The organism is Micromonospora sp. NPDC049580 (genome assembly GCF_040675595.1).
Classification (GTDB): Bacteria; Actinomycetota; Actinomycetes; order Mycobacteriales; family Micromonosporaceae; genus Micromonospora.
In genome coordinates this window covers 1-21,906 of record NZ_JBFAPG010000048.1, presented here as the reverse complement: position 1 = coordinate 21,906, position 21,906 = coordinate 1, and the positions used below count along the sequence as shown (strand labels likewise).

The 21,906-nt window shown below is 73.0% G+C and carries 22 protein-coding genes; 7 read left to right on the top strand and 15 right to left on the bottom strand.

The window, feature by feature from the left end; all coding sequences use genetic code 11:
- Positions 1-48: 48 nt before the first annotated feature.
- From AB0J68_RS06955 to AB0J68_RS06945, 3 genes are all read right to left on the bottom strand, one after another.
- Entirely contained in the window at positions 49-1,239 is a 1,191-nt protein-coding gene (locus AB0J68_RS06955; RefSeq protein WP_363936759.1) for a DivIVA domain-containing protein, read from the bottom strand.
- A gap of 31 nt (positions 1,240-1,270) precedes the next feature.
- Positions 1,271-2,428, bottom strand: a complete 1,158-nt coding sequence (rlmN, locus tag AB0J68_RS06950; RefSeq protein ID WP_354856357.1) for a 23S rRNA (adenine(2503)-C(2))-methyltransferase RlmN — start codon at positions 2,426-2,428, stop codon at positions 1,271-1,273.
- Between the two features lie 104 nt (positions 2,429-2,532).
- Positions 2,533-3,978, bottom strand: coding sequence for a phosphatidate cytidylyltransferase (locus AB0J68_RS06945; RefSeq protein WP_363936756.1), 1,446 nt, complete (start codon positions 3,976-3,978; stop codon positions 2,533-2,535).
- Positions 3,979-4,421: 443 nt separating this feature from the next.
- Here AB0J68_RS06945 and AB0J68_RS06940 point away from each other — a divergent pair, with 443 nt between their 5' ends.
- Complete coding sequence (locus AB0J68_RS06940) at positions 4,422-4,865, top strand: hypothetical protein (RefSeq protein WP_355067876.1); 444 nt, start codon at positions 4,422-4,424, stop codon at positions 4,863-4,865.
- 82 nt (positions 4,866-4,947) lie between these two features.
- Here AB0J68_RS06940 and frr read toward each other — a convergent pair whose 3' ends face one another.
- The 5 genes from frr to AB0J68_RS06915 form a co-directional block, all read right to left on the bottom strand.
- Positions 4,948-5,505 (bottom strand): ribosome recycling factor, encoded by a 558-nt coding sequence (gene frr, locus AB0J68_RS06935; RefSeq protein WP_354856362.1) that lies wholly within the window; start codon positions 5,503-5,505, stop codon positions 4,948-4,950.
- 82 nt (positions 5,506-5,587) lie between these two features.
- Positions 5,588-6,355, bottom strand: a complete 768-nt coding sequence (gene pyrH / locus AB0J68_RS06930) for a UMP kinase (protein ID WP_354856364.1) — start codon at positions 6,353-6,355, stop codon at positions 5,588-5,590.
- A 162-nt stretch (positions 6,356-6,517) separates the two neighbouring features.
- The gene (tsf, locus tag AB0J68_RS06925; RefSeq protein ID WP_354856366.1) at positions 6,518-7,345 is read right to left on the bottom strand and encodes a translation elongation factor Ts; all 828 of its coding nucleotides are present in this window, start codon (positions 7,343-7,345) and stop codon (positions 6,518-6,520) included.
- A gap of 136 nt (positions 7,346-7,481) precedes the next feature.
- Positions 7,482-8,396, bottom strand: coding sequence for a 30S ribosomal protein S2 (gene rpsB / locus AB0J68_RS06920; RefSeq protein WP_363936751.1), 915 nt, complete (start codon positions 8,394-8,396; stop codon positions 7,482-7,484).
- 262 nt (positions 8,397-8,658) lie between these two features.
- The gene (locus AB0J68_RS06915; RefSeq protein WP_363936748.1) at positions 8,659-9,786 is read right to left on the bottom strand and encodes a hypothetical protein; all 1,128 of its coding nucleotides are present in this window, start codon (positions 9,784-9,786) and stop codon (positions 8,659-8,661) included.
- A gap of 215 nt (positions 9,787-10,001) precedes the next feature.
- Here AB0J68_RS06915 and AB0J68_RS06910 point away from each other — a divergent pair, with 215 nt between their 5' ends.
- The 3 genes from AB0J68_RS06910 to dprA are packed head-to-tail and all read left to right on the top strand — an operon-like array spanning position 10,002 to position 13,096.
- Positions 10,002-10,361 carry a YraN family protein gene (locus AB0J68_RS06910; RefSeq protein ID WP_354856371.1) on the top strand — a complete coding sequence of 120 codons (360 nt, stop codon included), beginning with the start codon at positions 10,002-10,004 and terminating at the stop codon, positions 10,359-10,361.
- 30 nt (positions 10,362-10,391) lie between these two features.
- Entirely contained in the window at positions 10,392-11,912 is a 1,521-nt protein-coding gene (locus AB0J68_RS06905) for a YifB family Mg chelatase-like AAA ATPase (protein WP_355067871.1), read from the top strand.
- Positions 11,909-13,096, top strand: a complete 1,188-nt coding sequence (gene dprA, locus AB0J68_RS06900) for a DNA-processing protein DprA (protein ID WP_363936745.1) — start codon at positions 11,909-11,911, stop codon at positions 13,094-13,096. The genes AB0J68_RS06905 and dprA overlap by 4 nt, the downstream gene beginning before the upstream one ends.
- 156 nt (positions 13,097-13,252) lie before the next feature.
- On the opposite strand, the gene AB0J68_RS06895 is transcribed toward dprA, so the two are convergent.
- Positions 13,253-13,540 carry a flavin reductase gene (locus tag AB0J68_RS06895; protein WP_354856377.1) on the bottom strand — a complete coding sequence of 96 codons (288 nt, stop codon included), beginning with the start codon at positions 13,538-13,540 and terminating at the stop codon, positions 13,253-13,255.
- A gap of 917 nt (positions 13,541-14,457) precedes the next feature.
- On the opposite strand from AB0J68_RS06895, the gene AB0J68_RS06890 reads away from it, so the two are divergent.
- Entirely contained in the window at positions 14,458-15,465 is a 1,008-nt protein-coding gene (locus AB0J68_RS06890) for a tyrosine recombinase XerC (protein WP_363936762.1), read from the top strand.
- Between the two features lie 44 nt (positions 15,466-15,509).
- Positions 15,510-16,691: an aminotransferase class V-fold PLP-dependent enzyme gene (locus AB0J68_RS06885; RefSeq protein WP_363936742.1), complete on the top strand. Its 1,182-nt coding sequence runs from the start codon at positions 15,510-15,512 to the stop codon at positions 16,689-16,691.
- Here AB0J68_RS06885 and AB0J68_RS06880 read toward each other — a convergent pair.
- Entirely contained in the window at positions 16,625-17,311 is a 687-nt protein-coding gene (locus AB0J68_RS06880) for a M23 family metallopeptidase (RefSeq protein ID WP_363936741.1), read from the bottom strand. The genes AB0J68_RS06885 and AB0J68_RS06880 overlap by 67 nt on opposite strands.
- Before the next feature lie 225 nt (positions 17,312-17,536).
- On the opposite strand from AB0J68_RS06880, the gene AB0J68_RS06875 reads away from it, so the two are divergent.
- Positions 17,537-18,664 (top strand): sulfite oxidase, encoded by a 1,128-nt coding sequence (locus tag AB0J68_RS06875; RefSeq protein WP_363936738.1) that lies wholly within the window; start codon positions 17,537-17,539, stop codon positions 18,662-18,664.
- 54 nt (positions 18,665-18,718) lie between these two features.
- Here the strand turns inward: AB0J68_RS06875 and AB0J68_RS06870 are convergent, their stop codons facing one another.
- From AB0J68_RS06870 to lepB (AB0J68_RS06850), 5 genes are read right to left on the bottom strand one after another with little or no spacing between them, the layout of a single operon-like run.
- Positions 18,719-19,042 (bottom strand): DUF2469 domain-containing protein, encoded by a 324-nt coding sequence (locus tag AB0J68_RS06870; protein WP_007075222.1) that lies wholly within the window; start codon positions 19,040-19,042, stop codon positions 18,719-18,721.
- On the bottom strand, positions 19,039-19,851 hold the full coding sequence (locus AB0J68_RS06865) for a ribonuclease HII (protein WP_355067861.1): 813 nt from the start codon (positions 19,849-19,851) through the stop codon (positions 19,039-19,041). Before AB0J68_RS06865 ends, AB0J68_RS06870 begins: the two co-directional genes overlap by 4 nt.
- Positions 19,845-20,318, bottom strand: a complete 474-nt coding sequence (locus tag AB0J68_RS06860) for an NUDIX domain-containing protein (protein ID WP_354856384.1) — start codon at positions 20,316-20,318, stop codon at positions 19,845-19,847. Before AB0J68_RS06860 ends, AB0J68_RS06865 begins: the two co-directional genes overlap by 7 nt.
- Positions 20,319-20,367: 49 nt before the next feature.
- A complete protein-coding gene (lepB, locus tag AB0J68_RS06855; protein WP_354856385.1) occupies positions 20,368-21,003 on the bottom strand; it encodes a signal peptidase I in 636 nt (211 codons plus the stop codon).
- 10 nt (positions 21,004-21,013) lie between these two features.
- Positions 21,014-21,883 (bottom strand): signal peptidase I, encoded by an 870-nt coding sequence (lepB, locus tag AB0J68_RS06850; RefSeq protein WP_354856386.1) that lies wholly within the window; start codon positions 21,881-21,883, stop codon positions 21,014-21,016.
- Positions 21,884-21,906 lie beyond the last annotated feature (23 nt).

Here is a 21,906-nt window from a genome sequence, read left to right as displayed (position 1 = left end):
GCCCGCCCCCACCCGGGGTACGGGCCCTCGTTCGCGTACGTGTCGGGGTCAGCGCCCGAAGAGGATGTCCTGCACGTCCTTGAGCGCGGCGTCGACCTCGGCCTCGAAGTAGCCGCCGGGCACCAGGCCGAACCGGAGCGTGTCCAGATCCTTCGGGTCGACCGGCATCGGGTTGCGGCGCTGCATGCCGCCGAGCAGGGTCTCGAAGAACCGGTCCACCTGGTCCGGGTCGTACCCGCTGCCGAACCGGCGCACCTGGAAGCTGCGGCGGATCTGGTCGACCCGGTACAGGTCGCTGCCGGGAGGCCCGGCCATCGGCGGGCCACCCATCGGCGGGCCGGCCACGGCGGGCGGACCCGCCATCGGCGGGCCACCGAGGCCCTGCTGCGGCATCGGGGGCGGGCCGGCCGGGCCACGGCGCATGTCGCGCAGATCCCGTTCGGGCATCCGGATCTCGGCGGTCATGTCGGCGCGACCGTGCCGACCGGCCTCGAAGCCGTCGAAGCGGGGCTCCTCCGGCGGATAGCCGCCACCGGGCCCACGCTGGTCGTCGGGCGGGCCGTAGCCGCCGGGCCCACGCTGGTCGTCGGGCGGACCGTAGCCGCCGGGCCCACGCTGGTCGTCGGGCGGACCGTAGCCGCCGGGCATGCGCTGCTCGTCCGGCGGACCGTAGGCCCCCGGACCGGCGGGCAGACCGCGCGGCGGGACGCCGTGGCCACCCATCGGACCACCGGGCCCCATCGGGCCGGGGCCGCCGGGGCCGCGCTGCGCGTCGTAGCCGCCGCGGGGGGCGTCGTACCCGCCGGCGAAGGCGCCGGTGGGCTCGTCGTACCGGCCGTAGCGGTCGGCCGGCGGACCGGCCTGCGCGGGCATCGGCCGGGGCGGCATCGGCTGCGGAACCATGCCCCCACGGTCGTCGCGCAGCGGCGGGCCCATCCGATCCGGAGGGCCCAACCGGTCACCCATCCGAGGGTCGCCGCCGCGCCCGGCGCTCGTGCGCTCCTCCAGCTCGGCCAGCTGTCGCTCGACCCGGTCCAGGTGCAGGTCGACCTGCCACTCGTCGTAGCCGTTGAACCGGACCCGGAAGACGACGTCGTGGACCTCCTGGGAGGCCACCGGCGCACCCACCTGCCGGCCGTCGAGCGTCGCCTCGACCCGGTCGAGGAAGGCATCCACCTCGTCGACCTTGTATCCCCGGCGGAGCGCCTTGCGCCGGAAACGCTGACCCTGACTCGCCACTATGTCTCCTGGTCTCGTTCGCCACGCCCGGTCACGCCGGTGCCTCTCCGGCGCGGTCGGTGAAGGTGTCGGTGTCCTCGGCGGCGGCGAGCTGGCCACACGCGCCGTCGATCTCGCGACCCCGGGTGTCCCGTACGGTGGTGGAGACTCCCGCGTCACGCAAGCGCCGGACGAACTCCCGCTCGACCGGCTTCGGGCTCGCGTCCCAGCGGCTGCCCGGCGTCGGATTGAGCGGGATGAGGTTCACATGCGCCAACTTGCCGGCCAACAGCCGCCCGAGCAGGTCAGCTCGCCACGGCTGGTCGTTCACGTCCTTGATCATTGCGTATTCGATGGACACGCGACGGCCCGTCCGGGCGGCGTAGTCCCACGCTGCGTCCAGCACCTCGGCTACCTTCCAGCGCTGGTTTACCGGCACGAGTTCGTCGCGCAGATCATCATCGGGCGCGTGCAGCGACAACGCAAGGGTCACAGAGAGGTCTTCGCTGGCCAGTCGGCGGATGGCCGGAACCAGGCCGACCGTGGAAACGGTGATGTGCCGCTGGGAGAGGCCCAGGCCCTCCGGAGCGGGGCTGACCAGCCGACGGATCGCCGCGATGACCCGGTTGTAGTTGGCCAGCGGCTCGCCCATGCCCATGAACACGACGTGCGACAGCCGCGGCGGTGAGCCGGCGACCGCGCCCGAGGCCGCCACCCCGGCCAGGTAGACCGCCTGGTCGACGATCTCCGCCGTGGACAGGTTGCGGGTCAACCCGGCCTGGCCGGTGGCGCAGAACGGGCAGGCCATGCCGCAGCCCGCCTGGCTGGAGATGCAGACCGTGACGCGGTCCGGGTAGCCCATCAGCACGCTCTCCACCAGCGCGCCGTCGTGCAGCTTCCAGAGCGCCTTGCGGGTCGCGCCGTCGTCACAGGCCAGCTCGCGCACCGGATTGAGCAGCGTGGGCAGCAACTGGTCGGCCAGCCGCTCACGCGTCGCCGCCGGGAGATCGGTCATCGCCTGCGGGTCGCGAACCAGCCGCCCGAAGTAGTGGTTGGAGATCTGCTTGGCACGGAACGCGGGCTCACCCAACCCGGCGACCAGCGCCTGGCGGCCGGCCAGATCCAGGTCGGCGAGGTGCTGCGGCGGCATGGAGGCCCGGCGTGCGGCGGGGGCTTCCGAGATGGCGGGGATCAACGGCAGGCTCGTCATGGCTGGTCCAGTGTGTCACGCCTCCGGCGCCGGGCACCCCTCCGGAGGTGTGGAACCGCTCCCGGCCGGCGGTCGCGAACGCTCGGGCCACGGTGATCCATGCCTCACCCCACCGTCGGCACGAAGATCGCCAACAGCAGGTACGCGGTCGGCACCGCGAACAGGATCGAGTCCAGCCGGTCCATCAGGCCACCGTGCCCGGGCAGCAGGTTGCTCATGTCCTTGACGCCGAGGTCCCGCTTGATCATCGATTCGGCGAGATCGCCGAGGACCGCCGCACAGGAGACGGCCACCCCGAACACGGCACCCCACCAGGGGGCCACGTCGAACATCAGCCACAGCAGCAGCGCACTGCCCAGCGCCGCCGCGGTGACCGAGCCGGCGAAGCCCTCCCAGGACTTCTTGGGGCTGATCGACGGGGCCATCGGGTGGCGGCCGAAGGAGACGCCGGCCGCGTACCCGCCGGTGTCGGAGAGGACCACCGCGATCAGCGTGGCCAGGATGCGCAGCCGGCCGTCGTCGGGGGCCGCCGCCAGCAACGCCGCGAAACCGCCGAGGAACGGCACGTAGACCGCGATCAGGGTGGCCGCGGTGAGATCCCGCTGGAAGCCGGCCGGGCCGTCGCCCAACCGCCAGACCATCGTGCCCAGCACGGTGACCAGCAGGCCCAGGCTGAGCGCGTCCGGGCCGGCGAACCACGCCAGCCCGATGGTCAGCACGCCACCGGCGAGCAGCGGCACCAGCGGCGGGTGGGCGCCGCTGCGGCGGACCGCCCGGGCCATCTCCCAGATGCCGACCGCGATGGCGGCGGCGATCACCGGCAGGAACGCCAGCGGGTAGAAGACCAGCGGAACCACGATCAGCGCGCCGAGGCCGAGCCCGACCCCGATCGCCGCCGGCAGGTTCCGGCCGGCCCGCCCGGTGCCCACCTGCTGGGTCGCCGGCCGGTCGAGGCTGGCCCGTCGCCGGCCTTTCGGCCGCCGGCCGCTCGGCGGCTCCGGCTCGGTCACCGGATCGTCGTCCGGCAGGATCTCGGCGCCGATGGGCGCGAGCTGCGCGGTCGGGTAACCGGCATCGTCGTCGAAGCGCGGCGGAACGTCACGGTCGTCGAAGCGGGACGGCGCGTCCCGGTCGTCGTAACGCTGGCCGGCGCCGGGGTCGGCATAACGTGGCGAAGCGTCACCCGCTGGCGGGCGGTCGCCGTAGCGGCCGGGGCGACCCCGGTCGTCGTACCGGTCGGGCTGGTTGCCGTCGTCGTAGCGGTCCCGGTCGTCGAAACGGTCGCGCCGGTCCCGGTCGTCGAAGCGGTCCCGGTCGTCCGGGCGGACCGTCCGGCCGCGCTCGTCGTACGGGTCCGCCGGGTACGGGTCTGCCGGGTACGGATCGGCGTACGGGCGGCTGCGGGGCTCGGCGTACAACTCGGGCCCGGCGGCCGGACGGCGGCTCCACTGGCCCGCCTCAAGCTCCTGCTCGGGCCAGGGCAGGGCCACCGGGCGCTCGGGCCGGTCCCAGCCGCGCGGCTCGTCGGTGTAGGGGTCGGGGTGGGACATCACGCACCGCGACGCGGCACGAGTACCACCACATGACGCAAGACCACAAGCATCCCCTACACGCGCGACTGTGTTCCTCCGGCTCGACCGCCCCGACGGTCGGTCGATTCCCGGTGTGCACCGCCCGGTGGCCGGGAATCCTGCCGAGCCTACTGCACCCGCCGCCGGGGCGAGGCGGACGATGGCGCCCCTGACCGCCGGGGCCCCTCCGGGGGTCGCGGTGAGCGAGATCCGGCGAGTCGCCGCGCTGCCACGACGGCGGCGGCCGCACGGCGGCCCGAGAACCGCGCCCACCGTCCGCACGAGCACCGGCGGTGCATCGACGCCTATCCGACCGAGCATCCGGGCGAACAGGGGATGACCCGCGCTACCCGTCGGTGGTCGGCTGTCGGTGTGCTGGCGTCCGCCGGCGGTTTCCACCACAGCAGCGGGGAGGAACGTTCGTGCGCAGAATCAGCCTGGCGGTGCTGACGATGGTCGCCCTCGTCCTGACGGCGGCCCCACCGGCCACCGCGGCGACGCGGAACGCCAGCATCAGGATCGACCACCGCACCAGCGAGATCTACCTGTACGACGGGAGTCCCGACGGCACCGGGCCGGCGTTCCCGGCCGCCACCGCCCGGGGGGAGGTGCGCAACTGCCCGACCGGCGTGTACTTCCTGTCGGCGTCGCTGACCCAGGACGGCCTGCCGACCTACTGGGCCACCGGCGGCCTCGGCGCCGGCGAGATCGTCTGCGACGGTGGCACCGCCAGCATCTCGATGGGCTTCTACCGGGGCGGCCCGGTGCTGCACCCGGGTCGGGCCACCGTGCGCTTCGAGCTGCACGACGCGTACGTCGGAACGACCCTGACCGAGACGACCCGTACCGTCCGGATCCCCCGCTGACGCGCAGACGGCACGAGGCCCGTCCCCGGATCGGGGGCGGGCCTCACGTCGGCTGCTCACCCGGCGGACGCCGGGTCGGGCCTCAGACCTCCAGCAGCTCGGTCTCCTTGTGCTTGACCAGGTCGTCGATGCTGGCGACGTAGCGCTGCGTCAGGTCGTCCAGTTCCTTCTCGGCGCGGCGACCATCGTCCTCGCCGGCCTCGCCGTCCTTGACGATCCGGTCCAGCTCCTCCTTGGCGCGGCGGCGGACGTTGCGGATGGCCACCTTGGCCTCCTCGCCCTTGTGCCGGGCCACCTTGATCATGTCGCGGCGGCGCTCCTCGGTCATCTGTGGGAGCAGGATGCGCAGCTGGTTGCCCTCGTTGTTCGGGTTCACCCCGAGGTCCGAGTCGCGGATCGCCTTCTCCATCGCGTTGATCTGCGAGTTGTCGTACGGCTTGATGATGGCCATCCGCGGCTCGGGAACCGCGATGGACGCCATCTGCGTCAGCGGCGTGGGCGTGCCGTAGTAGTCGATGATGACCTTGGAGAACATGGCGGCGTTGGCGCGACCGGTACGGATGGCGCCGAACTCCTCCTTGGCGTGCTCAACCGCACGCTCCATCTTCTCCTCGGCCTCGAGGAGGGTGTCGTCGATCACCGGTCTCCTCGCCTCCTTCTGTGCTCGTCGTGGGCCTTGCTGAAAGTCGTCAGACCGCTGCTGCCGTCGCCACCGGCGGGGCTCAGGCGGTGATCAGGGTGCCGATCTTTTCGCCACCCACCGCGCGGATGATGGTGTCGTCACCCTGCGCGCCGAAAACCAGCATCGGCAGGCCGTTCTCCATGCAGAGGCTGAACGCAGCGGCGTCGGCCACCCGCAGGTTGCGGCGCAGCACCTCGGAGAAGGTGATCGAGTCGAGCTTGCTGGCGGTGGGGTCGATCCTGGGGTCGGCGGTGTAGACGCCGTCCACGCCGTTCTTGCTCATCAGCACCACGTCGGCCCGGATCTCCAGCGCCCGCTGGGCGGCCACGGTGTCGGTGGAGAAGTACGGCATCCCGGCGCCGGCGCCGAAGATGACCACGCGGCCCTTCTCTAAATGCCGGATCGCCCGCAGCGGGATGTACGGCTCGGCGACCTGGGCCATGGTGATGGCGCTCTGCACCCGGGTCTCGATACCCTCCTTCTCCAGGAAGTCCTGAAGGGCGAGGCAGTTCATCACGGTGCCGAGCATGCCCATGTAGTCGGCGCGGGCCCGGTCCATGCCGCGCTTCTGCAGCTCCGCCCCGCGGAAGAAGTTGCCGCCGCCAACCACGACGGAGACCTGTACGCCGCGGCGGACCACGGTGGCGATCTGTCGGGCGATGGCCTGGACGACGTCCGGGTCGACGCCTATCGCGCCGCCACCGAACACCTCACCGGAGAGCTTCAGCACCACCCGGCGGGCCCGTCCCGGCGGCGGCGCCGTCGGATCGTCCACCGCCAGCGTCCGGTCACTCACAACCTGCGTCATCCGCCCCGCCTTCCCCCACGCGCACGCCCCGCGCGACGCGTTACCGCGAACCTGCCGCTGCCGACCCTATGTGACGAGGAGGCCGCGGTGCCTGTCACGTACACCGGCGGCCTCCTCGTCGACGTCTTGCGCCCACGGGCGCGCGCGGCGCCCGGTGGCGGCTCAGGCCTGGCCGACCTCGAACCGCACGAAGCGGGTGACCTCGATGCCGGCCTCGGCCAGCACCTGCTTCACCGTCTTCTTGTTGTCAGCCACGGACGACTGCTCGATCAGGACGTAGTCCTTGAAGAAGGAGTTCACCCGACCCTCGACGATCTTCGGCAGGGCCGCCTCGGGCTTGTTCTCCTCGCGGGCGGTCTGCTCGGCGATGCGCCGCTCGGACTCGACGACCTCGGCCGGAACCTCGTCCCGGGTGAGGTACTTCGGCCGCATCGCGGCGATCTGCATCGCGACACCACGGGCGTCAGCGTCGCCCGCCTCGTCCGACTTGCCGGTGTACGACACCAGCACGCCGACGGCCGGCGGCAGGTCCTGCGCCTTGCGGTGCAGGTAGACCGCGGTGGTGCCCTCGACCTTGGCGAACCGGTTGAGCACCAGCTTCTCGCCGATCTTGGCGGACTGCTCCTGGACCAGGTCCGCGACGACCTTGCCGTCCAGCTCGGAGGCGAGCAGCTCCTCGGCGTTGTTCACGCCGGAACGCTCGCCGTGCTCCACCAGCTGCTGGGCCAGCGCGATGAACGACTCGGTCTTGGCGACGAAGTCGGTCTCGCAGTTGAGCTCGAGCAGCGCCTTGCCGGAGTGGGCGACCAGGCCGTTGGCCGCCGTACGGCCGGCCCGCTTGCCGACGTCCTTGGCGCCCTTGACGCGCAGGATCTCGATGGCCTTGTCGAAGTCGCCCTCGGCCTCGGTCAGCGCCTTCTTGCTGTCCATCATGCCGGCGCCGGTGAGGTCGCGGAGCTTCTTGACGTCCGCGGCGGTGATTTGGGACATGGCTCTCTCTTCGGTGTTGAGACGGCGTGTGGATGGTCAGAGGTGCCGGTTACCCGGATCCGGGCGGATCGTGCCCGGCGTACCGCCGCTGCCCGCCGTCTTCGGAAAACGGACGGACGGGCAGCGACGGTGCGGGTCACTCCGCGGTGGCGGCCGCCGGCTGCTCGGTGGCGGCCTGCGCCGGCTGCTCCGGAGCGGGCTGCTCGGCGGCGGCAGCGGCGGGCTGCTCGGTGGGCTGCTCGGCGGCGGCAGCGGCCGACTCGTCGGCCTTCTTCGGCTCCAGCAGCTCGCGCTCCCACTCGGTCAGCGGCTCGTCGCTCGCGACACCCTCGGGCTTCTCGTCCCCGCCCCGGCGACGACCGGAACGCGCGATCAGACCGTCCGCGACGGCGGCCGCGACCACCCGGGTCAGCAGCTCGGCGGAGCGGATGGCGTCGTCGTTGCCCGGGATCGGGAAGTCGACCTCGTCCGGGTCGCAGTTGGTGTCGAGAACGGCGATCACCGGGATGCCCAGCTTGCGGGCCTCGTCGACGGCGATGTGCTCCTTCTTGGTGTCGACGATCCAGACCGCGGCCGGCAGCTTCTGCATGTCCCGCAGACCACCCAGCGTGCGGGTCAGCTTGATCTTCTCGCGGGAGAGCTGCAGGGTCTCCTTCTTGGTGTAACCGGCGGCGGTGCCGCTGAGGTCACCCAGGCCCTCCAGCTCCTTCATCCGCTGGAGCCGCTTGTACACCGTCTGGAAGTTGGTCAGCATGCCACCGAGCCAGCGGTGGTTGACGTACGGCTGACCGACCCGGGTCGCCTGCTCGGCGATGGCCTCCTGGGCCTGCTTCTTGGTGCCGACGAAGAGGATGCTGCCACCCTCGGCGACGGTCCCACGCACGAACTCGTACGCCTTCTCGATGTAGTCGAGAGTCTGGCGCAGGTCGATGATGTAGATGCCGTTGCGCTCGGTCATGATGAAGCGCTTCATCTTCGGGTTCCAGCGCCGGGTCTGGTGCCCGAAGTGGACACCGCTCTCCAGCAGCTGACGCATGGTCACGACGGCCATGGTTGGGGTACTCCTCAAGATCCCTGGTTGTCACGCCCGGCCGGCGACCAGGCGCCAGGACGCCCGGCCCATGGTGGGCCCGATCAAGATCGGGACCAGGGAGGCCGTCGCTTCACGACGATTCGTGAAGAGGGCGCGCGAGGTCGACCGCGCGAGGCGGTCGCCAGTTGGCCAGTGTACGCCCCTCCCCCGCCCGACGGCCCCCGGGTGCGCGTGGGCGGGCTGCCGGGCGGGGCGGCCGGGCGGGGCGGCCGGGCGGGGATCAGCCGGCGGCGAGGGCGGCGGCGACGAAGAGCACCAGGCCGACGGTCAGGTACGCCGTGGGAGGGCGCAGCCAGCCCCGTCCGCTGTCGGAGAGCGCCATTCCGCCGGTTTTGAGCCCGTACAGTCCCGATGCGAAGATCGGCAGCGCGGCGACCAGGCAGATGCCCACCACGACGTTGCCGGCGTCCAGCGGGTCGCCGGTCACGCCCGCCAGCAACACCCGCAGCGCGGGGACCTCGAAGATCAACGCCAGCAGGGCGAAGAGCGCGGCCAACGCCGGGCGACGGGTCCGGTAGACACCGTCTGCCGGCTGGGGGTACACCGGCGGCTCGCCGGCGGGCAGGTCGGGCCGCGGGCCGATCCCCGGCATCGGGCCGGTAGGCATCTCCAGCGGGTGCGGCTGCTCCCCGCCGCCCCGGTTCGGCTCGATGATCGGATATCCGGCGAGCGGGGCGGGCCGAGCCTGGTCGGCGAGCACACCAGCCGCTGGCCCGACATCTCTGCCGGCCGCTGACCCGGCGTCTCGGGCGGCCTCCGGCGTGGCGTCTCGCGCCACCTCCGGCGCGGCGGGGCTCAGCGACTCTCGGGCGGCTCGGCGGCCGGGCAGCTCCCCGGAGATCTCCGAGGGGTCCCGATCCGCCCTGCGCGAGCGGGTCGCCCGGTAACCGTCCCCGTCCGTACGCGCGTCACCCAGCGGGTCGACCGCGCCGAAGCGTCCAGAGTCGGCCTCGCCGCTGCCGAACATCCCCGCTTGGGCGTCGACGGCGCCGAACCGCCCGGAGTCCGACTCGGGCGGGCCACCGAACCGGCCCGCGTCCACCGCGCTCAGACGGCCCGAGTCCGACTCGGGCGGGGCGCCGAACCGGCCCGCGTCCACGGCGCCGAAGCGGCCCGAGCCCGGCTCCGGGGTTGCGCCGAAGCGCGTCGAATCCGGCTCCCGGCGTCGGCCGACGCCGGTGTCCTCGACGGATCGACCGTCTTCGCCGCCGCGCTGCTCGGGGATCTCGCTGTCCCGGTATCGCGGCTCACCCGCACCGCGCCACTCGGAATCGCCGTAACCGCGACCCCGCTCGTCGGGATACCAGCGCGACTCCTGATCTTCCGGAAAGCTCCGTCGTCCGTCCACGTCAGGCACCGTATGCGACCGGCCACGCCCGCGCCATTTCGGCCCGGCCGGCCGCCAGCGATCAGCGGGGAGGCGTGCGGCACGGCGTCCGGGTCGGGGTCGCCGCATAGCACAGCCCGGGCTTGATCGTCCGGTTGTCCACAGGACACCCGTCGTCCACAGCCGGGCCGTCGTGGGGTCGCGACGCCCGCCCTCGGACGGGCACCGTCGCGGCCATGACGAAGCGGAACCAGGCGGTCGGCGCGTACGGCGAGCGGTGCGCCGCCCGGCACCTGAGCGAGGCGGGGCTACGCCCGATCGTCCGGAACTGGCGCTGCCCGCAGGGCGAGATCGACATCATCGCCTGGGACGGGCCGGTGCTCGCGTTCTGCGAGGTGAAGACGCGTCGGGGCGACGTGTTCGGCACACCGGCCGAGGCTGTCGTACCGGCCAAGGCCCGTCGCCTGCGCGGGCTCGCCGCGATCTGGCTCGCCGAGACCGGCACGAGCGCCGACGAGGTGCGGTTCGACGTGCTGTCGGTACGACTGCCCGCCGCCGGTCCCGCGCAGGTCGATCACCTCAAGGGCGCGTTCTGAGATGCGCCGCCGACGGATCGGTGACGCGTCATGAGCTACGCGAAGGTGCTCTGCGTGGGGCTGGTCGGCGTCACCGGCCACCTCGTCGAGGTCGAGGCGGACCTGGCCGCCGGCCTGCCGGCCGTGGTGATCTCCGGCCTGCCGGACACGGCCCTGCACGAGGCCCGCGACCGGGTCCGGGCCGCCGTGGTCAATTCCGGCCAACGCTGGCCGAACCGGCGGATCACGCTGAACCTGCTGCCGGCCACGCTGCCGAAGTTCGGCTCGGCGTTCGATCTGGCCATCGCCGCCGCGCTGCTGGGCGGCTCGGGTGAGCTACCGCTGCTTCCGCTGGAGGGGGTCGTGGTCCTCGGCGAGTTGGGACTGGACGGAACGGTCCGGCCGGTGCGCGGGGTGCTGCCGATGGTCGCCGCCGCGGCCAGGGCCGGCGTCGAACGGGTCATCGTGCCGACCGGCAACGCCGCCGAGGCCGCGGTCATCCCCGGCGTACGGGTGCGGGCGGTGGACACGCTGCACCGGCTGGTCGCCTTCGTGCGCGACGGCAGCCCGCTGATCGAACCACCGCCGGACGCCCCGGCACCGGTTCCCGGCGGCCCCGACCTCGCCGAGGTCGCCGGGCAGGAGCTGGGCCGGCGGGCGCTGGAGGTCGCCGCGGCGGGCGGGCACCACATCGCGCTGCTCGGCCCTCCAGGCGCCGGCAAGACGATGCTGGCCGAGCGGCTGCCGTCACTCCTGCCCGAGCTGGACGACGACGCGGCGCTGGAGGTGACCGCATTGCACTCGGTCGCCGGGCTCCTGCCACCGGGTGGTCAACTGCTGCGCCGCCCGCCGTTCCAGGCACCGCACCACACGGCCACGATCCCGTCCCTCGTCGGCGGCGGTTCCGGGCTGGCCCGCCCCGGCGCGGTGTCGCTGGCCCACCGCGGGGTGCTCTTCCTGGACGAGGCGCCGGAGTTCAGCAAGGGCGCGCTGGAGGCGCTGCGCCAGCCACTGGAGCACGGCCGCATCCAGCTGAGCCGCAGCGGGGGCGGCACCGAGTACCCGGCCCGGACCCAACTGGTGCTGGCCGCCAATCCGTGCCCGTGCGCGAAGCCGTCCGGCGACGCGTACTGCGAGTGCTCGCCGCTGGTCCGCCGTCGCTACCTGGGCCGGCTCTCCGGGCCGCTGCTCGACCGGATCGACGTGCAGGTGCGGCTGATGCCCGTACGGGCGGCGGAGCTGATGGCGTCCGTCGGCGACGCCGAGTCCTCGGCCACGGTCGCCGCCCGGGTCGCGGCGGCCCGCCGCGCGGCGGCCAACCGCTGGGCCAGCCTCGGGCGGCGACTCAACGCCGAGGTGGACGGCCCGCTCCTGCGCCGCCCGCCGTGGCGGCTACCGGCGCTGGTCACCGCCGAGCTGCGCGGCCGACTCGACTCCGGCTCGCTCTCGGCACGGGGCTTCGACCGGGTGATCCGGATGGCCTGGACCATCGCGGACCTGGACGGCCGGGACCGGCCGGACCGCGACGACGTACGAGAGGCGATCCAACTACGGACGGGGGAGGCGGCATGAGCGCCGACGAGGAGAGCAGACTGGCCCGGGTGGCGCTGACCTGGTTGGCCGAGCCGGGCACCCGGGCGGTGCACCAGCTGGTCGACCGACTCGGTCCGGTGGCGACACTGGATCTGTTGCTCGACGGCGGCAGCCCCGACGGCTGGCTGCACAGCACGGTGGCCGCCCGGTCAGCCGCCGGTGACGCGCGGGCGGTCGCCGCCGAGGCGTTGGAGCGGGCCGACCGGCTCGGCGCCCGCCTGGTCACCCCCGACGACGCGGAGTGGCCGGCCCGGGTGGCCGGCCTGAAAACGCTCCGGCTGCCGGACGCCACCCGCCGGGTGGACGGTGAGACCGCGCCGCCGCTCTGCTTCTGGGTACGCGGAGCCTGGCCGCTGGGCGAGGCGCTGGAGCGTTCGGTGGCGGTGGTCGGCGCGCGGGCGGCCACCGGTTACGGCCAGCACGTCGCCACGGAACTGGGGTACGGGCTGGCCGAGCGGGACTGGACCGTGGTCTCCGGCGGCGCGTTCGGCATCGACGCGGCAGCCCACCGGGGTGCCCTCAACGCGGGCGGGTTGACCGTCGCGGTGCTGGCCTGCGGGGTGGACCGGCCGTATCCCATGGGCAACACCGCGCTCTTCGACCGGATCGCCGACACGGGGCTGCTGGTCAGCGAGTGGCCACCCGGCGCCGAGCCGCTACGCCCCCGGTTCCTGATCCGCAACCGGGTCATCGCCGGGGGCACCCTCGGCACCGTCGTGGTGGAGGCGTCGGCGCGCAGCGGCGCGACGCAGACCGCCCGACGGGCCATCCACACCGGACGGGTCGCGATGGTCGTGCCCGGGCCGGTGACCTCGGCGATGTCCGTCGGCGCACACGAGTTGCTCCGCGAGCGCTCCGAGGTGCGGCTGGTCACCGGGGTGGCGCACGTGCTCGAGGAGGTGGGCCGGGTCGGCGCGGACCTGGCCCCGCTGGCCCGTGGCCCGCAGCGGCCGACCGACGCGTTGGACGACGACGCCCGGTCGCTGCTGGAGGCGTTGCCCCGACGGGGCGTACGGGGAGTGGACGCGCTCGCCGCCCGCGCCGGCGTGAACGTGCGTACCGCGCTGCGCAAGCTGTCGCTGCTGGAGGAGCTGTCCATGGTGGTGCGCCGCGACGACGGCTACGCCCTCGCCCCGGCCACCACACCGAAGGGCGGCGGATAAGCAACGAACCGCCACGGCGCACGGTCATGGGTGTGGCGACACCGGCACCAGTGTGGACTGCGGCGGCGGATACTCGGCCGTGCGGGGGCCATCTCCGCCGTCCGACAAATATGCGTGAGTCCCCGACCGGAGGAACGAAAGCTCGGCGTTACTGCGCTATAGCGGGAACCGGCCGGCATTGCGGAACCGGTTGATCGCGAGGTGCCGGACCCAGCCGAGGAAGCGGGCGTACATCTCGACTGGGTTCGGGGGCTCCGGGTAAAGCCCGCACAGGTCCCGGGTCGCCTCCCCCAAGCAATCAGCCATGTCGACCGCCAGTAACCGGGGCTCGTCGGCGTATTCGCCGGCCAGATCGGCGCGGGCTCGACCACACGGCCAGGGCTGGGCATCCGCCGCGCAGAACCAGAACGGTCGGACCGGGGCGTGCCGCTGAAGGTCGCTCACCGCTGGATTCCCCGGTACCGAACCGGCGACCAGCGGCTCAACCGGCGCAGGGGTGGATGCGCGTTGTTCAGGACCGATTTCACCGAGCCGAAGACCACCCCGGGTGCCCGCTGGGACCCGCTCAGTTAGTCGGTTTAGTTCGTCGTCTGGTGCCACGTCAACCTCCCGGGTCGGGGTCGGAGGGGCACCCCCGCCCGCCCCGCCCGACCGACGGGGACGAGGAGTAGGTCCTTCCGCCCGTCCGGAGGCCCTCCCGAGACACGGAGCGGCCCCGGGGCGGTAGCCGCACCCGGGGCCGTCTCCCTGCCTTCGGGGGACCGAAGCGGCGGCCGGGCTTCCCGCGCTCCGTCACGGCGGGGATCAGCCACTCCACGCCGCCGCCGGCTATCTGCCGCTTCAGGCGGACCAGCTCCAGGTCCGTCCCGCCACCTTCAGGCCTAGACAAATAATTCCTAACCTTTGCTGCGGCGGTTGGCGCAGCCGGCGGCCGGCGGTGACCCTCGGTCACCTCCGTGGGGGCGGATGCGGTCGTAAGCGGTATACCTCAGAGTCATATTCATACCTCTGAGGTATACCGCTCAACAGCACATCGACACGACGGGCAGCCACAGCGGATGACCGGCGCCCTTCGCCGCAGCCCCAGCCCCGTCTTGAGTTAGGACTTATTCGTCTAGGCGAAAGCTGTCGTTGCTGAAGGAGCCGTCCATGGTGGTGGCCGCGACGACGGCTGCGCCCTCGCCCCGGCCACCAAGCCGAAGGGGCGGCGCATAAACAGACGAACTGCCCCAGTGCACGGGCGTGGTGGCGACACCGGCACCATCGTGGCGAACGCTGCGCGGCTCTCGGCCGTACGCTGGTGCCGTGCCAACTGTCAGTGGGGGTGCAGCCATCGCAACGCCGCCATCGGCGCGGCGGCGGTGAGCCGGTCCACCCGGGGCACCCGGGCCACCCACCAGGAGCTGCCGCCGGCGCTGCGGGACGCGGTCGACGACTTCGCCGAGCACCTCTCCCGGGTCCGCAACCGGTCGGCCCACACCGTCCGCGCGTACGTGACCGATGTGGTCGCCTTGCTCGACCACGCCGTCCGGATGGGCTGCCTGGAGGTGGCCGAGCTGGACCTGTCGGTGCTGCGGAGCTGGCTGGCCCGGCAACGGACCACCGGCGCCGCCCGTACGTCGCTGGCCCGTCGGGCCGCCTCGGCGCGGGCGTTCAGCGCGTGGGCGCACCGCGCCGGGCTGCTCCCCTCCGACGTGGGCGCCGCACTGGCCAGCCCTCGTGCTCACCGGGAGTTGCCCAGCGTCCTGCGCGCCGACCAGGCCGCCGCCCTGGTGGAGGCACCGGCCCGGCAGCCGACGACCGCACCCGCCACGATCACGACGGAAGCCATGACGGTTGCGGCGCCGGACGCGGCCGCCGCCGAGGCGGTGCTGTTGCGCGACCGGGTTCTGCTGGAGCTGCTCTACGCCACCGGCGTGCGGGTCAGCGAGGCGTGCGGGCTGGACGTCGGGGACGTCGACCACGGCCGCCGGGTGATCCGGGTGTTCGGCAAGGGCGGTCGGGAGCGCTCGGTGCCCTACGGCGTGCCCGCGCAGCGGGCGTTGGACGAGTGGTTGCGCCGGGGCCGACCGCTGTTGACCGGTGCCCGCTCCGGCGACGCGCTGCTGCTCGGGGCTCGCGGTGGCCGGCTCAACCCGACGACCGCGCGACAGATCGTCGGCGGGTACGCCGAGACGGCCGGCCTTCCCCGGACCAGCCCGCACGGGCTGCGCCACTCCGCCGCCACCCATCTGTTGGAGGGCGGGGCCGACCTGCGCGCCGTGCAGGAGCTGCTCGGCCATTCGTCGTTGGCCAGCACGCAGATCTACACCCACGTCTCGGTGGAACGGCTGCGCGCCGCCTACCGGCAGGCACATCCCCGCGCCTGATCAAGGGCCGAGGGGGCGGGTCGCTCGACGGTTACGATCATCGGGTGAGCGTCCCGCAGCCCCCCGAGCCGATCCCGGGCGCCCGCCTGCTGTTCTCCCTGGACCCGGCGGTCAGCCATCTCAACCACGGATCGTTCGGCGCGGTGCCGATCGGCGTGCAGCGGGCCCAGCAGCGGCTGCGCGACGAGATGGAGGCCAACCCGCTGCGCTTCTTCACCCAGGGGCTCGTCGACCGGATCGCGCACACCCGCCGGCACCTCGCCGGGTTCCTGGGCGCCGACCCGGACGGCAGCGCGCTGATCGGCAACACCACCACCGGCGTCGCCGTGGTGCTTCAGTCGGTGGGCCTGCAACCCGGTGACGAGGTGCTCAGCACCGACCACGGGTACGGGGCGGTGAGCCTGGCCATCCAGCGGGAGTGCCGGCGCACCGGCGCGGTCAGCCGCGTCCTGCCGATCCCGCTGGCCGCCACCGACGAACAGATCGTGCAGACCATCCGGGCCGGCCTGCGCCCGGGGCGGACGCGGCTGCTCGTCGTCGACCAGCTCACCTCCGCCACCGCCAGGCTCTTCCCGATCGCCGCCATCGTCGGGGTGGCCCACGAGGGCGGCGTGCCCGTCCTGGTGGACGCGGCACACGCCCCCGGGATGCTGGCCACCACGGTCGCCAGCATCGGCGCGGATTTCTGGGCGGGCAACCTGCACAAGTGGGGGTACGCCCCGCGCGGCACCGCCCTGCTGGCGGTGGCCCCACAGTGGCGGGAGCGGATCGAGCCGCTGGTGGTCTCGTGGGAGCAGGGAGCAGGCTTCCCGGCCCGGGTCGAATGGCAGGCCACCCTCGACTACACCTCCTGGCTGGCCTCCCCGGCCGGACTGTTCACGCTGCGCAGCCTCGGCGTCGACCGGGTACGGGCGCACAACGCCGCGCTCGCCGCGTACGGTCAGCGGGTGGTGGGGGACGCGCTCGGGGTGGCCCCCGCTGATCTGCCCGACCCCGGCGGACCGGGGGTGGCCCTGCGCCTCATTCCGCTGCCGCCCGGCACGGGCACCACGATCGACGCGGCGCGGGCGTTGCAGGCGCGGATCGGCGAGCGGCTCGCCGCCGAGGTCGCGGTGATGAGCTGGAACGGTCGCGGATGGCTGCGGCTCACCGGTCAGGTCTACAACGCCGCCGACGAGTACGAACGGCTGGCCGTGCGGCTGCCGGCGCTGCTCGCCCAGCGCTGACCGTCTCCCGCCCGACCGAGCGGAGGCGGGCGCACCGGGAGCAGTCGCACCGGGCCGAGGCCGAGCAGGGCCAACGGGTCGAGATACTCCTCGCCCCGCCGCAGGCCCCAGTGCAGGCACGCCTCGGCCGGGCAACCCGGATGCCCGGGCAGCAGTTCGCCCAGCGGCGTGCCGGCGGTGACCGCCTGGCCGACGCGTACGACGGGTTGGACCGGCTCGTGGGTGGTCCGCAGCCCGTCGGCGTGCCCCACGGTGACCACCGGTCGACCGGCCACCAGGCCGGCGAAGAGCACGGTGCCCGGCCCGGCGCTGCGGACCACCGCTCCGGCCGGCGCGGCCAGGTCGACGCCGCGGTGGCCAGGCAGCCACGGTCGGGGCGGCGGGTCGAACCGGCGCACCGGACGAGGTGGCCCGTCGACCGGCCAGCGGAACCGCTCGGCGAGCGCTGGGTCGGCGGGCGGGTCGGTCACGGCCGCGACCGGCACGGTCGGCGTCGGTGGTTGGCCGGGCACCGCCGCGACCAGCACCGCCAGCCCGCAGAGCTGGACGGTAAGTGCGAGCGGGAGCGCGGCGCACAGCAGCAGCGTGCGGCGGATCGAGTCGACGGGTGGCGGTCGCATGACGGCAGCCTCCGGCCGAGGCCGACTCGTCCGCCAGCCCGGCCGACGAAGCTGTGGACAACCGGAGGTGCTGTGGACGACCACCGAACGGCTCGATGATCTGTTATGCGAGCGCTGTCCCGGCCCGACGCCAACCGGCCCAGGACACCACCACCGGGCCGCCACGAAGGGCCTAGGCTGGGCCGCGTACGGCGGGTGCCGCCGTCTGCACCGGGGAGGCATCGCATGACCACTGTCGATGACCGGGGGCCGAGGGCGGCCGACGTGAGCGGCCCGTCGCGGCTCGCCGAGCCCGACGAGGCGATCAGTGCCGACGAGTTGCAGCTCGCCGCCCGCAACCACGGCCTTCCGCTGGAGGCGCTGCGGTACGACGTCACCCCGGCCGGGCTGCACTATCTGCTGATCCACTACGACATTCCGGACCTGGATCCGGCGGCGCACGCGCTGACCCTCGCCGGCGCGGTCGACCGGCCACTGACCGTCACGCTGGCCGACCTGCGCGAGCGACCCCGGGTCACCCACCGGGTCACGATGGAGTGCGCCGGCAACGGCCGGGCTCTGCTGCACCCCCGGCCGGTGAGCCAGCCCTGGCTGGTCGAGGCGGTCGGCAACGCCGAGTGGACCGGCACCCCCCTCGCGCCGCTGCTACGCGAGGCGGGCCTGGGCGCGGACGCGGTCGACGTGGTCTTCACCGGCGCCGACCACGGGGTCGAGCGCGGCGTCGAGCAGGACTACCAGCGGGCGCTGCCGGTGGCCGACGCGCTGCGCGAGGAGGTGCTGCTGGCGTACGAGATGAACGGCGCTCCCCTGCTGCCGCAGCACGGCGCCCCGCTGCGGCTGATCGTGCCGGGCTGGTACGGCATGGCGCACGTCAAGTGGCTGCACTCGATCGAGGTCCGGACGGAGCCGTTCGAGGGCTACCAGAACGCGGTGGCGTACCGGCTGCGTCGCGACGCCGACGACCCGGGCGTGCCGGTCACCCGGATCGAGCCACGCGCGCTGGTCCGCCCGCCGGGCTTTCCCGACTTCATGACGCGCCGCCGGGTGCTGCCGCCGGGACCATGCACTCTGGACGGTCGGGCCTGGTCGGGGCATGCCCCGGTGGTCGCGGTGGAGGTGAGCGTCGACGGCGGGGCGAGCTGGGCGCCGGCCGAGCTGGACCCGGCGACGGGCGGGGAGTTCGCCTGGCGGCGGTGGCGGCACGAGTGGACGGCGACGCCGGGTCGGTACGTGCTCAGCGCGCGGGCGACCGACGCGTCCGGGCGGACCCAGCCGGTCGAGCAGCCGTGGAACCGTGGCGGCTTCGCCAACAACCTGGTGCAGCGCGTCGAGGTCGTGGTGCCGGCCGAGTGACCGGCGCGGCGGGCCGCGCCACGGATGGGGGGACCGTGGCGTGGCCGAGGGTCGTCAGCCGCCGAAGCCGGAGTCGGCGGGCAGCGAGATGTCGGGCTTCTCCAGCTCTTCGACGTTGACGTCCTTGAAAGTCATCACTCGGACGTTCTTCACGAAGCGGGCAGGACGATACATGTCCCACACCCAGGCGTCGTGCATCTCGACCTCGAAGTAGACCTCGCCGTCGGAGTTGCGCACGTGCAGGTCGACCTGGTTGGCCAGGTAGAACCGGCGTTCCGTCTCCACCACGTAGGAGAACTGGCGGACAATGTCGCGGTACTCCCGGTAGAGCTGCAGCTCCATCTCGGTCTCGTACTTTTCGAGATCTTCCGCGCTCATCGCACTCCGCCTTCCATGACCACATCTTCCCCCACCGGCGCCGGAGGCCGAGGCTGCTCGCCCAACGCCACGCCGACGGTACCCCCTGACGCCCAGGAGCGCTCCATCGGCTCGTCCGACGTCGCGCCGACGGGCCGTCGGGCGCGCGGCGGCCGGCCGTCGCGGCCGGAGACCGCTGCGACGTTGACGTACGAGAAGCGGTGCTCCCGGCACGGCCCGTGCTCCCGCAGCGCCGCGCTGTGCTCCGGGGTGATGTAGCCCTTGTGCTCGGCGAAGCCGTACGCCGGGAACACCCCGTCCAGCTCCACCATGATCCGGTCGCGGGTGACCTTGGCGAGCACGCTGGCCGCCGCCACACAGGCGGCCACCCGGTCGCCCTTCCACACCGCCAGCCCCGGCACGCCCAGGCCGTCCACGCCGAAGCCGTCGGTCAGCACGTACTCCGGTCGGGTGGTGAGTGAGGCGAGCGCCCGGCGCATGGCGGCCAGGTTGCACACGTGCAGACCCCGGGCGTCGACCTCGTCGGCCGGAATGACCACCACGGCGTACGCCAGGGCGCGGTCCACGACCTCGGCGTACACCCGCTCCCGGCTGGCCGGGGTGAGCAGCTTGGAGTCGGCCAGCCCGTCGATCTCGCCGCGTCGCCCCTCCGGCAGCACCGCCGCGGCGGCGACCAGTGGGCCGGCGCAGGCGCCCCGGCCGGCTTCGTCGGCGCCGGCCACGTGCCGGAACCCGCGCCGTTGCAGCGCCCGTTCCAGCGCGTAGAGGCCGGCCTCCCGGCGCACGACGGTGCGCGGCGGGGTCAGCACGACGCCTCGACGGCCGGCGGCAGGAGCCGGGCCAGCAGGTCGGGCAGCTCGGGCGGGTAGTACCGGTCGCCGCTGGCGGCCAGCTCGGCCGGCAGCCACCAGCGGTGACCGGCGATGCTGCGCTGCTCGACGTCGTTGAAGCCAACGGTGTCGACCTGCCACGACGGCACCCGGAGCAGGAAGAAATCCTGCTCCTGGCGGTACCAGTCGCCGTCGAACGGAAACTCGGTCGTGTCGGACCAGACGGGCTCGCCCAGCTCGGCGGGATCGACCCGCAGCCCGGTCTCCTCGGCCAACTCCCGTGCCGCGCCGGTCGACGGGGACTCCGCCTCGTCGAGCCCGCCGCCGGGAGTGAACCAGTAGCGGTGCTCCGGGCGGGCCGGGTCGAAGCCCTGAAACAGCAGGACCCGGCCGGCCGCGTCGACGAGCAGCACCCGCGCCGCGCGTCGAGGGGTGTAGACGGTCACCGCACCAGCCTGCCAGACGTGCGGCCGATCGCCCATGCCCCCGCCGGTTCTACGGCTTTCCGATGCCGTCGAACTGATCGGGCACTGTCAGCCAGGTGGCCCGGTTGACGGGCCAGAAGACGGTGAACGCCCGCCCGACCACCTCGCCCTCGGGAATCGTGGCCTCGGTGATGTTCTGGTTGGACTGCTGCCAGTGCTCCAGCGAGTCACCCGAGGCCGACCGGTGGTCGCCCATCACCCACAGCCGCCCCTTCGGCACGGTGATGTCGAACTCCTGGTCGGCCGGCTTGTCGCGGACCCCGTCGATCGAGAAGATGTACGGCTCGTCGAGCGACTTGCCGTTGATCATCAGCCGTTCCTGTGCGTCGCAGCAGACCACGTGGTCGCCGCCGACGCCGATCACCCGCTTGATGAAGTCCTCACCGTCGGGGTTGCCGCTCCACTCGGTGGGCGCCTTGAAGACGATCACCTCGCCGCGGTGCGGCGATCGGAAGTCGTAGACCAGCTTGTTGACCAACACCCGGTCATCGATCTTGAGAGTGTTCTCCATGGACGGAGAGGGGATGAAGAAGGTCTGCAGCACGAAGGCGCGGACCAGCACCGCGACCAGGATCGCCACACCCAGCAGGATCGGCAGCTCCTTCCAGAAGGAGCTGCGGGGCTTGTCGGTCTGCTCGTCAATCACGCCAAGGAGCCTACGTTGCCGGGCCGGACGGCACCGTCCGGAACGCGCGGGAACCCCTCAGCGCGGCCATCAACGGGAAAATCAGCAGCACACCGCCCTGCGGGGACGGACGGACCGGGGGCGCCCCGGAGGAGGCGGCAGCCGGCGCGGCCACGTCGTCGAAGGTCGAGGGCACCGACAGCGCGGCCCAGCGCGACGACGGCCAGACCACCATGAACGCCCGGCCGACCACGTTGTCGATCGGCACCGGCCCCTGGCAGCGCGCGTCCTGGGAGACCTCCCGGTGGTCGCCCATCACGAAGATCTGACCCGGGGGTACGACCACCTCGTCGAAGCGTCGGGAGCGGCACTCCTGCGGATTCGGTGGCAGATCCAGCGGGGAGTCGCGCAGCACGTACGGTTCGTCGAGCGGGGTTCCGTTCACGGTGACCCGACCCTGGGAGTCGCAGCACTTGACCCGGTCACCGGGCAGGCCGATCACCCGTTTGATGAAGTCCTTCTCGCCGGGGCGGCTCACCCCGACCAGGTCCCCGACGGTGCGGGCGACCTTGCCGGCGAACCCGGGCTGCGGCTGTTCGTCGACCTGCGGCGCCCAGCGGTCGGTGCCCCGGAACACCACCACCTCGCCGCGCACCGGGTCACGGACGTCGTAGACGACCTTGTTGACCAGCACCCGGTCGCCGATCAGAAGGGTGTCCTCCATCGAACCGGACGGGATGAAGAACGCCTGGAGCAGGAATGTGCGGATCAGCACCGCGAGGCAGAACGCGACCACCAGCAGCAGTGGAAGCTCCTGCCAGAGGGGCATCTGCCGGCGGCCGCGGCGCACCCGCCGGCGCCACGGATCGACGGTGCCGTCCTCGTCAAGCGTCTGCACCACGCCACTCCCCGGTCCGCAGAAAC

Excerpts from the sequence above, each read along its gene's own strand:
- AB0J68_RS06875 (WP_363936738.1), top strand. The coding sequence starts at position 17,537 with ATGACCACTGTCGATGACCGGGGGCCGAGGGCGGCCGACGTGAGCGGC.
- pyrH (WP_354856364.1), bottom strand. The coding sequence starts at position 6,355 with ATGACGCAGGTTGTGAGTGACCGGACGCTGGCGGTGGACGATCCGACG.
- dprA (WP_363936745.1), top strand. The coding sequence starts at position 11,909 with ATGAGCGCCGACGAGGAGAGCAGACTGGCCCGGGTGGCGCTGACCTGG.
- AB0J68_RS06910 (WP_354856371.1), top strand. The coding sequence starts at position 10,002 with ATGACGAAGCGGAACCAGGCGGTCGGCGCGTACGGCGAGCGGTGCGCC.
- rpsB (WP_363936751.1), bottom strand. The coding sequence starts at position 8,396 with ATGGCCGTCGTGACCATGCGTCAGCTGCTGGAGAGCGGTGTCCACTTC.
- tsf (WP_354856366.1), bottom strand. The coding sequence starts at position 7,345 with ATGTCCCAAATCACCGCCGCGGACGTCAAGAAGCTCCGCGACCTCACC.
- rlmN (WP_354856357.1), bottom strand. The coding sequence starts at position 2,428 with ATGACGAGCCTGCCGTTGATCCCCGCCATCTCGGAAGCCCCCGCCGCA.
- AB0J68_RS06880 (WP_363936741.1), bottom strand. The coding sequence starts at position 17,311 with ATGCGACCGCCACCCGTCGACTCGATCCGCCGCACGCTGCTGCTGTGC.
- AB0J68_RS06870 (WP_007075222.1), bottom strand. The coding sequence starts at position 19,042 with ATGAGCGCGGAAGATCTCGAAAAGTACGAGACCGAGATGGAGCTGCAG.
- AB0J68_RS06945 (WP_363936756.1), bottom strand. The coding sequence starts at position 3,978 with ATGTCCCACCCCGACCCCTACACCGACGAGCCGCGCGGCTGGGACCGG.
- AB0J68_RS06905 (WP_355067871.1), top strand. The coding sequence starts at position 10,392 with ATGAGCTACGCGAAGGTGCTCTGCGTGGGGCTGGTCGGCGTCACCGGC.